Below are 12,177 nucleotides of genomic sequence, written 5' to 3'. Positions count from 1 at the left end.
GGGGGGTCTTATGCGCCCCCCACGCGCGCCGCAACGGTCCCAATGCAGCGTTCTTGAACAGCGGTCGCTCCTGGCGGCATCAGCGCGCCCGGCTCAGCGGCGGCCTGCCGCGCCGGGCCGCCACGGGTGAGTGCGCCCGGAGCATGCGGCGGGCGGAAAACAGATAGACACGGACATCGTCCGCCGTACAGCGCAGCACAAACACCGTCTCCATGCGCGAGAAGCCGTGCATCTGGAGAACGAGCGCGATCCGCCAGCGAGCGGGCAAATCGTCCAGCAGCGCGGCCTCCTGCGGCGGGTCCGTCCAGCGCCCGGCGGGGTCGTCCACGACATGGCAGCCCGAGAGCGGCGCCTGTCGCGCTTCCCGGCGCCCTCTCAGCGCCTGTTCGCCAAGCTGCCGCGCCATGTGGTAGAGATGGCGCACCGGCGTCCCCACAGGCAGGATCGCTCTCGCCGCTGAGCACGCTCACAAACGCGTCCTGGCACACATCTTCGGCCATGTCCGTATCGCCGGTGATGGCCGTCACCATGCGCACAAGCGCGGGGCGATGAGTCGTGTAGAGCGCGGAAAGGGAGGCGGAAAGGGATGAGGTCAAGGGCTGAACGGCCCTCGTTTCGCTCGCGCCATCCTTTGTCAACGTCGCTTGATCCATCATGCCCATCTTTCAGCCCTGGTATCTTACATATAACGAGAACGGATCGAGTATGCTAGACCCGAACTCGTTGGAGGCGAGTCGAGCGTAGAGAAGCTGCTTCCGCCCTGTGGCTGTGAGCCTGTGGATGAGATTGTGCTCCTACGCTCGCCATGCCCCTCCTGAGGCCGAACGGTATCGAGTGGCCAGCTCGAGAGCGAGCAGAGCCCGCATGCACCAGGTCGGCCCAAGTGGCGCCACTCGCACCCATACAGCAAGGAGGAGTCTGATGCCTGCCTTTGTTGGAATTGATGTCGCCAAGCATACACTCGCCGTTGCCCTGCTTGGCCCCAAGACTCCCCGCAAGACAACCGTGCCGAACACGCCTGCCGGTTATGCTCGCCTCGTGCAATGGCTTGCCAACCAGCATGTCGTCGACGTTCAAGTGTGTATGGAAGCGACTGGCGGCTATAGTGATGATGTCGCCCAAGCGCTGCACGACGCCCAATATCGCGTCTATTTGGTCAACCCGGCTCGCATCGCCGCCTACGCCAAATCTCAACTCTCCCGCAACAAGACCGATGCTGCCGATGCCGTGCTGATCGCGCGCTTTGTTCAGGCAGAAGCGGCCACGCTGACACCCTGGACCCCACCCGACCCGGCGCTGCGCGAACTGCGCGCGCTGGTCCGCCATCTCGATGTGCTGCACCAGCAGCGCCAGGCCGAGCTCAACCGCCAAGCCGCGCCCGGCCATCCAGAGGCCGTGGCGCAGGCGCTGGCGGCACACATCGCGTTTCTGGACAAGCAGAGTGCAGAAGTCGTGCGTCAAATCAGCGACCACCTGGATGGCCATCCCGAGCTGCGAAAACAACACGAGCTTTTGAGCAGCATTCCGGGGATTGGCACTACGACTGCGGTGCGTATTCTGGCGGAAGCGGGCGATCTGACGCGCTTCGCCAACGCGCGAGCGGTGGCAGCCTACGCCGGCTTGACCCCGCGCCAGTATTCGTCGGGAACGAGTGTGCAGCGGCGGACACGCTTGTCGAAGATCGGGAATGCCGCGTTGCGCCGTGCGTTGTTCTTTCCTGCGATTGTGGCCAAACAGCATAATGTCGTACTCCAGGCGTTCTGTGCGCGGCTTGCCAGCCGTGGATTAGCGCCCAAAGCGATTGTAGGTGCGGCGATGCGCAAATTGCTGCAGCTGGCCTACGGTGTGCTCGCCAGCGGGCGCCCATTCGATGCCGCACTCGCGCTTGGACACATGACCGTAAAAGGGGCTTGACAATCAAGACGGTATCTCATCCCTCACCCCTATCCGTTCCGCCTGAGCCACGGCGACCAGATTGGGACAATGTTCGGATTCGTGGGCTCCATGACCGACTTCACGACGCTGAGCAGCCGCTCGGGCGCGTCGGCATTCGTTTGCTTGCGCCAGCGCGCGGCCATGGCCAGCACAGGCAGCGGCAGCATGAGTGCGGGCAGCAGCCAGATCTGGAGACCGCGAGCGCTCAGGTGCAGCGCCATGATGAGCGCCAGGCAGAGCACGGCGAGCCCCACACCTGCCGCGAGGCCGGTGAGCCGCTGCTGCGAAGGCATCGGCGGCGGCGGCGGGGTAACGGCGGGGAGCACCTGCACGGGGCCGCAGATGAGGCGCTGCTGCGCCGTCGCGATGCCCTGGGCTGAGGAGGACAGCGCGTTACCCATCGTCTTGACCATCTGCGCGCCCGCCTCCGGCTTTTCCGCGATCGCGATCAGCCGGACCGCGACCTCAAACGCCGGGCCGGCCGCTTTCTGCTCCATCACGCGGCGCTCAGCCGCGCCGGCATCGACCTTGAGGCTCTCCAGACGTGAGAGCACCGCGGTGCGCCACGAGCGATCCGGGACCGGGCGCAGAATGATCTGCATATCACCCAGGATGACGCCTGACTGCGGGGCCATGGCGGGCAGCAGCGCGTCTTGCAGCGGGCTCGGCCCGCTCGGGATCGCGATCGGCAGATCATCCGGCGCCTGAAGCCGCGCGTCGGCCCAGCAGAGGTAGCGCCCGCCTTTCAGCTCCTTGATGATTGGGTCGTCGGCTATATCAGCCTCAGTGCCCTTGCCAAGGCCCTCCAGCGTCTTCTGGATGCTGACGACCAGGTCGGCTGAACCCAGCACGCTCACCCCCTGCTTGATGGGCTGCTCGGGCATCCCGGTCCAGCGCAGGACCAGCGGCGATGGAGCGCCGAGCTTGAGATTGGCCGGCGGCAGCACCCCGTGCAGGGTGCGGATGAGTCCGATGCCCTCGTCGGGCTTGGTGTTGATGCTCAGTGGAACCGCCAGGCTGATGAAGGTGCGATCCTGGCTGAGCGGCGCGATCCGCTGCGCGTAGAGGGACTGGAGGTGCTGGATCAACATAAAGATAAACCACACACCCACCCCCGCCATCGCGCGGTACAGCCAGACCAGCATCGGGGCGTTCAACCACGCGGGCAGCGTCGGGTCGTTCGGAAACGTCGCCAGCAGCATGGGCGCGAAGGGCGCCCAGAGCGGGCCTTTCCAGTCGAACCCGAAGATCGGTGAGGGCAGGCGGGGGACAATAAAGATTGCCAGCACGCCCGCCAGCGCGCCCAGGCGCGTGAGTTCCTCGCGCTGCTTGCGCTGCGCGTAGCCCACGGCCTGGGAGACCGGCTTCGGGGGAGCGGCGGCTTGTGTGCGACGTTGTGCTGCCATGAGCGCTCTCGCTCACTCCTTCAGTATTAGGCGGCGGTGTGGGCGTACGCCCGCGCCTCGCGCATCGATGCGATCAGACGCGCGATCGTCTTATCGCGGATGACGCCCGTCACCGGGCCCGCCTGGCGGTTCATCCGCTTGAGCAACTCGTCGAGCTGCGGGACCTGCGAGCGTAGTGGCTGGCGACCGTCGAGCAGCCGCGTGACCAGCACATCGGCGTCCAGCTCCGCCACGATGCGGGGCACCACGACGCGGTACACCCGGTCGCGCGCCTCATCCGCCGCGCGGCCGCGGGTGTAGCCGCACAGCGCGCGGATGATGTCGGTCAGCTCCTCGCCCGCCGTCCAGCGCGTCCAGACCTGCTCGTCGCCGAACAGATCGTCGGCGTCCGGCAGCGGCGTGGCCATGTCGAGCGAGGCCGGAGTTGGGCTTTGGAACGCGCTCATATCGTGCTGATCAAGCACCGGCAGCGGTGACGCAGTAATGGCGGACACCATGGGGGTGCTGAGCGGCGCTGTATCGTTCGCCACGAGCAGGGGAACTGTGTCCTCCAGTGCCCGATCGGGTAGCGCCGTCGCGGCAGGCATGTCGGGTGTTGAGATAGGCGTGAGTGGGTCGTGCGCAGCCGTGTCCAGCGTCGCAAACGATGCCTGTGGGGCGTGCGCAGCCGTGTCCAGCGCCGTTTGCGGCGTCTGTGGGGCGTGCGCAGCCGTGTCCAGCACACCCGCTTCATCGCTCAGCATGGCTGCCGTCCAGGAATTAGCGCCCGTGAACTGTGCCGTGGCCGGCATCCTTCCATTGGTGGGCGTGTCAAGCACCGTTTGCGGCGTTTGTAGGGCGTGCGCAGGCGTGTCCAGCGCCGAAACAGGCGCGAGTGGGGCGTGCCCAGCCGTATCCAGCGTCGTTTGCGGCGTTTGTGGGGCGCGCACAGCCGTGTCCAGCGTCGCGCCTTGAGCGCTCCATGCCGCCACGGCCGGCGTATTCGTGCTCCACAGCGGCGTGACCAGCGCCGCCGGCAGGGTCGCCCCGGCCGCCGTGCGCGTGTCCAGCAGCGCGCGGATGGCGCGCCGGATGAGCGACCGATCCGCTGTTGGGTTGGCGCGCGCGACCAGCTCGATCAGCTCGGCCATACCCGCGCCAGCGCGCCACGCCGCGTAGACCGCGTTGTCATCAAAGGCCAGGGCGGCCGGCGCGGCTGCGGGCGCCGTAACGCGCGACATCACCGCATACAGCGCCGGGAACGCCGGTGGGGCAATTGGCGACGCCACAGGCGCGCGCTGCTCGGCCGGCGTGGGGGCAGCCGGCTGATCCACCGGGGCCGTTTGCTCCGGCGCGGCCATCGGCGCGCCGGCGTCTGCCGCCGCGGCGGCTGGCGCCTCATCGCTCGCGGCCACTTCATTACCAGAGATCAGGAGCCCCTCGTCCGAGGTGTTCAGGGCAAATGCGCCCGGCAGATCGAGGCTGGTGGGCAGGGCCGGCGCCTGATCGCCGGTGCCCGCCCCCTCCAGAGAAGCCAAGAACCAGTCTGGGAGACGCGTGTCCAGCGTTTCTAGCTCATCGTCGACTGGCGTAGGCAGCGCCGCGGCCTGCGTGAGGGCGAGCGCGGGCTGGTCCTGCTCCAGCACGGGCAGCGTATCGCCAAAAGACGCGAAGTCAAAGGCACCGGTCTGGTCCAAAGCCGTTCCCGGCTCGCTGTCCTGCGCGTCAGGTTGCCGCAGCGCGTCAGCCGCGACAGGCGCCTGATCGCCAGTCCAGAGCTGGAACCCATCAGTTGCCACGACCTCAGCGGCGGCGTCCATCGGCGGGAAAGTACCAGCCGCAGCAGGCGCCTGATCGCCAGTCCAGAGCTGGAACCCATCAGTTGCCACGACCTCAGCGGCGGCGTCCATCGGCGGGAAAGTACCAGCCGCAGCAGGCGCCTGATCGCCAGTCCAGAGCTGGGACCCATCAGTTGCCGCGATCGTGGCGTCGACCGGCGGGAGCGCAAACTCCGGCCCATCGAATGACGGGGCGCTGGTGAGATCGAGATCTCCCTGGGCCAGCGCCAGCGTCAGATCGTCCGGTGGCAGATCGTCCTCGTCGCCCGGCTGTGTGGTGAGGGCAAGCTCTGGCGCGACAGGCGTGAGATCCACGCCCGGTACATCCTCGCCGGGGCGCTCGGCCGGCTCCTCAGCCGCCGCCGCTTCGTCATACGAGGCGTTCGCCTCGATCGTCGCGCGGTTGGCCGGGCGCCAGAGACGGCGGTGGCGGCGCGCTGTCCAGTGGCGGAATGGCGCTCGCGGCTGGCTGGCGCTTGCGGCCGTCTCCGCGGCCGCTCCCTCGCCCAGAGGCTCAACCACCGCAGCGGGCTCCTCAACTGGCGCAGCGGCCTCCTCAGCCGCGCTTGCGGCTGGCTCGACCGTATCCGCGGCAGGCGCTCGTGCGGCGGTGTCCGTCTCCTCGACGCCAAGCCAGGGAGCGCTGGTCCAGGATGCCATCGCGTCCGGCGCGGCCTGCCATCCCTGGAAGTCAGCGGGAACGATCTGCACGTCCGGCATCTCAGGAGGCGCGGCCGCCTCGGCGTTGGTCGGCAGGTAGAACACGCCGCCCACATCAGCGCTGTCGCCCGCCATCCCAGTGCCCCAGATCTGCTCTTGCGCGAGATCAGCGGCCGGCATGGCTGGCGGCACATCGAATGAAGCGCCCAGGCCCCACGGCTCCTCCGCGCTGAGCGTTGGGAAGATGCTGCCGGCAGATGAGAGGTCAATCCCGGAAACAAACGGTTGCGCCGAGGTATTGCCGTCCGCGGCGGTCGCGGGCGTGCCGCCAAAATCCAGCGGTGTCGCGAACATATCGAAGCCCAGATCATCCCCGCCAAACGGGGTCGCCGGCGCCGCAGCATCGGCCGTGGTCGCGGGCGTGCCGCCAAAATCCAGCGGCGTCGCGAACATATCGAAGCCCAGATCATCGCCGCCAGACGCGGTCGCCGGGCTCGTGACGTCCGCGGCGGCCGCGCCGTCCTGCCAGGGCGCGGGGGTAAGACCGTCGAGCGGCTGCGCAAAGATGTCGCCGAACGCTCCGTCATCCGCGGCTGGAGCAGCGGCGGGCGAGCCGTAGGAGGGGGCGAAGTCGCCAAGGCCCACTGGCGCGCTCGCAGCAAAGCTCAGGTCATCGTGAGCGGTCGTGCCGCCCAGATCGGTTGCGTGCGCCTCTGGCGCCAGCGTGGTATCCGCATCCAGCGACATATCAAAGAAGGAGTTGAAGGCGCCTGCGTCGGCTGCGGGCTGGGGCGCTGGCGGCGCGGCGGGCGCGCTATCGAACGCAAACAGGTCATTACCCGGAGTCCGAGCCGCCGCCGGCACCGCCTGCCCAAACGGGCTTGACAGGTTCAGCGACCCGGTAAACAGATCGTCTTCAGCGGGGGCGGACTGAGCAGGCGGCGCGGAAGTGGCGAACGGCGTGGCGAACAGGTCGTCGCCGTCATCGTCCAACAGACCGTTCGCGGGCGTGCTGATCAGCGGCTGCGCGTCAGCCTGGCCACTGGATCGCTCCTCCGTTTTGCCGTCCAGGGTATTCATGAGCGTTCCGTAGCTGCTCTCGTCCAGGGCACTCGGCGGCCGGTCTAGATCCGCGTCCAGCTCGGTCGCGGGGCTGCCGTCGACATGGGTCAGCCGCCAGGAATCGCTGAGCGCGCGCAGCGTGCCGAGCGCCGCGGCATCCTCGCCGAAGACGACCTGGATCGCGCGCTGGGCCAGCGCGGCCGGCACCCCGACCTGCGCGGGGCGGATGATCAGCATGCGGCGGTCGATCGGCGCTCCGGTGGCCAGCAGCGCGAACAGCAGCGTGGCGAGCAGGCGCCCGCCTGGCGTCGAATCGTCGACCAGGAGCACGCCGCCGCCGGCCTCAACCACGCCGCGCAGATCGTCGCCCTCGGGCGCGGTCAGCGCCAGGACCGACTCGGTGCAATACTGATCGCCGCCCGGGACGCTGGACAAAAATTCGCCAAAGGTTGCCGGCAGCGGTGCGGACGGTGGCGTCTGGACACCCGCGGCGCTGAGCGCCTCGTGCAGCAGCAGCGGATCGATCAGATGCCAGGGAATAGCGTGGCTTTCCCACAGATTGCGCGGATCGAGCGTGCGAACACGCGCCGACCAGGCCGCGAGCTGGCGGCTGCTGATAAGCGACTGCGGGACGACGGCGATCAGGCCCAGATCGTGCTGGGTCGCGCGTGTAATCAGCGTCAGTGTGAGGTCGCGCTGGCGGTCCTCAGGCGCGACCACCGACAGCAGCAGCGCGTGCCAGGCGAGCTTGACAGCCTGGCCGTCGAGCGTCGTGCCAAGCGGGAAACCGTCAGCGCCGCTCGGCGCCAGGACGGTGCCGATGCCGCTCGGGCGCGCGGGCGCCGTTTTGCGCGGCGCGCCGCCCGTGGAGCCGGGTTGAAAGACCGACTCCTGAGGTTCGCTAAAGAGGCTTGTTGGGATCATACTCTTTCCTCCAGACGTCGGGGCGAGTGCAGATTGCGGTGTAGGTGTGACGAGCGGCTTGCCCAGGAACGGCTGGTGGGTGACCCGGCTCATCCAGGTAGGCGTCAGGCGCGCGGCGGCGAGCGCATCCACCGCTTTCGCGGGCACGGGGCGCGCTTTCCAGCCGTGCGAGGCCAGCGCGGCCACGCGCGCCGCATCGCCCTCGCAGTAGTGGATGATGCCGACGCAGCGGCCCATACGCCAGTGCAGGTGCAGACATGCCGACGACCAGCCCTCGAAGAGGGACTCGACCAGCGGCTGCGCCCCTTTCCGCGGCACAAGCAGCGCATGCTTTGTCCACTCGTCCCGCATGGTCACCGCGAGCAGCGGCTCGAACTGGCCGCTCGGGCCGAGGATGACCTCCAGCACGCGGGTGGCCATCTGTGCAAACGGGTCGGGGACTTCGAGCACCGTCGCCGTCATCGGGAGCCGCTTGTGCGGTGGCCCGACCACGACCAGGCTGGTCGTCAATCGCTTGGCGTTCTTGAGCAGGCGGTCCAGCTCCTCGGTCACTTTCCCGGGGCCGACCGTCGGCAGTGTCGTTAATCGATAGCGCATACAACAACTCACTCTGTGTTACAGCGGCCAGCAGACGGCGCGCTTAGGTTCCGGCAAAGGCGCGGAGTTCGGCGTCGTTAGGCTCGACCCGCCCGACGAACACCTCATTATGGCGGGCGCCCACACCGTCGCCCTCCCACACCAGCACCAGCTCTCCGCGTCCCTGGCGCTTGATTTGATTGACGTGCGCCGCGTGCAGCCCCTCGATTTTGTTGCCAAGCCGGGCTGCATCCGCGGCGTCCTGCTTGAGAATGGCCTTGATCGGCGCGTTGAGAAACACCGACAGCATCGCGGGGTCGGGGTTCCCGTTTTCTGTGCCGAGATACGTGTGCGCGTCCTGGTCGAGGGTCCAGAGATGCGCGTTGAACGTGCGCCAGGTCTTGGCTGCCATGGCCGCGAAGCCGGCCAGCGACGGAACCTGTGCCATGTACGCGAACTCGTCGATGATTGCCACGGTCGTGCGCCGCCGGTCACGGATCGGCGAGCGCACGAAGCGGTTGAGCGCGCCGAACGCCTGGCCATAATAGAAGGTGCGCACCGTGCCCTCCGGGACGCCGGAGAAGTCGTAGGCGGTGAGGTCGTGGGTGAAGTCCCAGTCGATCGTGGTTCGCTGGTTGAAGGTCGCGCCGCGCGACCCTTGCACCAGCCGCAGCCCGATCTCGTAGGCCAGGCGCTTGGCCTCGTCGCTGCCAATGTCAGACAGCGCGTCGCAGAGATCGGCGACGATTGGCGTGTGATCCGGCTCAAGGTTCTCCAGGTTGAGCCCGTGATACAGCTTTTGCAGCGCGAGATCCAGCAGGCCCTGCTCCAGGCTCTCCCAGATCCGCGGCCGGAACGCCGTCTTGCCGTCCGCCGTCGGCACATTGGTGCCCATGAGGACGGAGATCTGCGTGACGACGTGGTCGATCTGCGTGGCGATCGACGGCGCGTTGCCCGCCTCGTCGCGGGTCGCGACGATGTCCAGCACATTCACCTTCTGGCGCATATCGAGCACGTAGCGCGCCCCGCCGCGCCCCTCGCCGGACGCCTCGATCAGGCGGCGCGAGTGGCCCTGCGGCTCGTACATCACGATCTGGTAGCCCATCGCCGCGAGCCGCATGGCCCAGCAGTTAATCGCAAAGGTCTTGCCGCTGCCGGTCTTGCCCAGCACCACCGCATGCGCGGCGCGCCGGTCGGCGAACGGGTCGAACATGATCGGCGTGTCGCCCTGGAGCATCCAGAGCAGGCCGTCCGTGCGATCCGGCTTGCGCAGGCCGAACGGGACATACTGCGTGACCGCCATCGAGCGCTGGCGGCGCGGCCGCGTGAGAGCGTCGATCTGCCCGGTTGGGGTGGCGCCGAAGAATTTCGTGAGCGGGCCCTGGCCGCCGATCGGCCGCATGAGCTTCAGGGTCGCGCCACCAGCCGTCTCGACCTTGCGCACGTTCGCGTTCAGCTCCTCCAGGTCGCGGCCCTGCACGGCAAGGACCATCCGCACGTCGTGCAGGGACTCGGTGTCCAGCACCTCTTGCAGCTCATACGCCGCCTTGAGCTGGCGCTCGGCGCGCACGTCACGCGGGCCCGAGCCGCTGCGGAGCTGCGTCATGCGGTTATTGACCGTGAAGTCGGCAAGCATCTCGGCCTTGGTGCGGCTCACAACGCCGACGTCGATCGACAGCGCCAGATCGAGATCCAAGCCCAGGATGCGGTGCAGCGTGGAGATCGTCCAGGTGCCCTTGAAGTCGTAGCTGGTGAGCAGCGCGAACAGTGGGAGATGCGACTCCTGCGGGGCCAGGTGGTCAGGGTATTCGGTGTACATCCCCGGCAGCAGCGCGGGAAGATCTGCGCGCGCCGCGCCGGTGTCGAACACGTGCTCGACGGTGTTAATCATATCCTCGGGGCGCATCCCATCGGGCAGCCAGGCCAGCAGGTAGTGATGGAGACCGCGCAGTGCGACCTGGGTCATCAACATCTCATACATCTGCCGGTAGGCTTTCAGCCAGCGCCGCCGCCAGAGTGGGCGGCCGAGCTTGTCCATGGTGCGCTGCCATGCCTCAACCCCGACCCCGCCGACCGACTCGAACGCGAGCAGCACCTCGCGCGCGAGCTGCGGCGAGAGTTGCCCCAAAATAGTGTCGATCTGGGCGGGCGTCCGGGCGTCATCCCAGGCCCGCACGGCCTCGGCCAGCGGGGCAAAGGCTTTTGCCCGCACGTCCAGCGGGCGGGCGCGCGTCTCCATGACCTGCTGGGGGACGCGCAGATTAAAGCGTTCGGTGCGCGAGATAATACGGAGCGGGCCTTCGAGGCGGGCAAAGAAGGGCATCCACTGCTCGTCCAGCAACTCGACCTCGGCCCGCATCTCCTGCGGAAATGCGACCACCTCAAGAATAGTAGGCTCCGACACGGTCTCTCTCCGCTTTTCTTACACGTCCTCTGCGGACGGGCTATAGGGGCGCGCGACCACGCGACCCTCGCGATATAACGTCAGCATCCCCCGCTGGTCCGGCGACGAGGCGGGCGCTTCGGGGGTCAGAATATGGTCGCCGGCGACCTGGCGCATCTGATAGCCGATGCGAAGCTGAATCCGATCCAGCAGCGATAGGCCGCCCCAACGGGTCGTGAGCACGACCCCGGCTACGGCGCCGAGCACAATCAGGATGGTCTGGGCCACCCAACGCGCGCTGAGCCACGGACCGGTGATACCGATCAGGCCACTCGCCTGCCACGTAACGAGCGCGACGATCGCGCCGCCGCCGATATTTGCGGTCGTCAGGATCGAGATCTGGCGATCCTGCCCGACGCCGCCGATGTCCTCTTGCTGCTGGAATGGCATGTGTTTCTCGATTCTTTCCAAACAAGCCGGCTGTAGTACGTGTGTGATACACGTGTTGTACGCCTGTACTACGCCCGTCGTACACCTGTACTACATCTGTAATACACCCGGACTGGAGGGGTCCTGCGTCGCGGATCGCCCAAGCGGTCCGCGGTCCCGGAATGTGGACCGCCCGGGTTCCACACCGTGTGCGATCCGCCCCGGTACGATGCGGGTCCAGGGCGCTAGAATGCCCTGGACCCGCATCGCCAACGTCGCGCGAGCGCGACGCGCACCCTTCTACGAGCCGTTGGCCTGGCTGATGATGAACTGGATCACCACGCCGAAGGCGACCATCAGCAGCGCACCGTTCCGCAGATAGTCGCGGTACTGCTGGAAGAAGGACGGGACGATCCCCTGGGCGAAGTAGGCCAGGAGGTACGAGCAGAAGCCCAGGCCGGCGGCGATCCAGACCCAGAAGCGCAGGCTGGTGAGCACCGAGACCGCGGTGCTGCGGGCGCCGGCGTCGGCGAAGGGATTGCTGCCGCCCTCCTGCGCGAAGGCGAAGGCCGGGTTGCTGACGAGCGTGAGCACGCCGGCGAGCAGCATGACCACGCAGATGCGGAACGCGAGCGCGAACCGCGGATTCTCGAATGCCTTGGTGACGGTTTGTGCGACGGTGTTCATTGGTGTTCTTCTCCAGTGTAGTGTGATGATTGGTACGACGGACAACCTACGATGACGACAAGTGCGGATCTTCGGCGATCGCCTGGTGGAGCGCGGGCCCCTTTGGTCGGCGGAAGATATACCATCAACTAAACTCCTCAGCCGGCGCCTCGGCGCCGCAGCACAGCAACAAATGCGCGATTCGGCACAGTCACAGCGTCGTGTCTCTCACACTCAGCTTATCAGTTAAAAACGGGTTTGTATCGCCGCGACTGTGCCACTTTCGCGCCCCCCCGTCCTACTCACAGGTGGTACTATC

General features: G+C 67.3%; 7 protein-coding genes and 1 pseudogene. 1 reads left to right on the top strand and 7 read right to left on the bottom strand.

Features of this window, described 5'->3' with window-relative positions:
- Window positions 1-79: 79 nt before the first annotated feature.
- Both M1P90_RS35065 and M1P90_RS35060 read right to left on the bottom strand, forming a co-directional pair.
- Window positions 80-424 carry a hypothetical protein gene (locus M1P90_RS35065; RefSeq protein ID WP_483706092.1) on the bottom strand — a complete coding sequence of 115 codons (345 nt, stop codon included), beginning with the start codon at window positions 422-424 and terminating at the stop codon, window positions 80-82.
- 43 nt (window positions 425-467) lie between these two features.
- Window positions 468-653: pseudogene (locus M1P90_RS35060) on the bottom strand (sigma factor); the annotation flags it as partial.
- A gap of 268 nt (window positions 654-921) precedes the next feature.
- Here M1P90_RS35060 and M1P90_RS35055 point away from each other — a divergent pair.
- Window positions 922-1,914 (top strand): IS110 family transposase, encoded by a 993-nt coding sequence (locus tag M1P90_RS35055; RefSeq protein WP_483705588.1) that lies wholly within the window; start codon window positions 922-924, stop codon window positions 1,912-1,914.
- A 29-nt stretch (window positions 1,915-1,943) separates the two neighbouring features.
- Here M1P90_RS35055 and M1P90_RS35050 read toward each other — a convergent pair whose 3' ends face one another.
- From M1P90_RS35050 to M1P90_RS35030, 5 genes are all read right to left on the bottom strand, one after another.
- Window positions 1,944-3,341 carry a hypothetical protein gene (locus M1P90_RS35050; RefSeq protein WP_483705586.1) on the bottom strand — a complete coding sequence of 466 codons (1,398 nt, stop codon included), beginning with the start codon at window positions 3,339-3,341 and terminating at the stop codon, window positions 1,944-1,946.
- A 26-nt stretch (window positions 3,342-3,367) separates the two neighbouring features.
- Complete coding sequence (locus tag M1P90_RS35045) at window positions 3,368-8,401, bottom strand: hypothetical protein (RefSeq protein ID WP_483705584.1); 5,034 nt, start codon at window positions 8,399-8,401, stop codon at window positions 3,368-3,370.
- 43 nt (window positions 8,402-8,444) lie between these two features.
- Window positions 8,445-10,784, bottom strand: coding sequence for a VirB4 family type IV secretion system protein (locus tag M1P90_RS35040; protein ID WP_483705582.1), 2,340 nt, complete (start codon window positions 10,782-10,784; stop codon window positions 8,445-8,447).
- Between the two features lie 18 nt (window positions 10,785-10,802).
- Window positions 10,803-11,213 (bottom strand): hypothetical protein, encoded by a 411-nt coding sequence (locus M1P90_RS35035; RefSeq protein WP_483705580.1) that lies wholly within the window; start codon window positions 11,211-11,213, stop codon window positions 10,803-10,805.
- A gap of 279 nt (window positions 11,214-11,492) precedes the next feature.
- Window positions 11,493-11,879, bottom strand: a complete 387-nt coding sequence (locus M1P90_RS35030) for a hypothetical protein (protein WP_483705578.1) — start codon at window positions 11,877-11,879, stop codon at window positions 11,493-11,495.
- Window positions 11,880-12,177: the final 298 nt, after the last annotated feature.

This window comes from Kouleothrix sp. 19917 (genome assembly GCF_057073505.1).
This window is presented reverse-complemented; position numbering and strand designations above follow the sequence as displayed.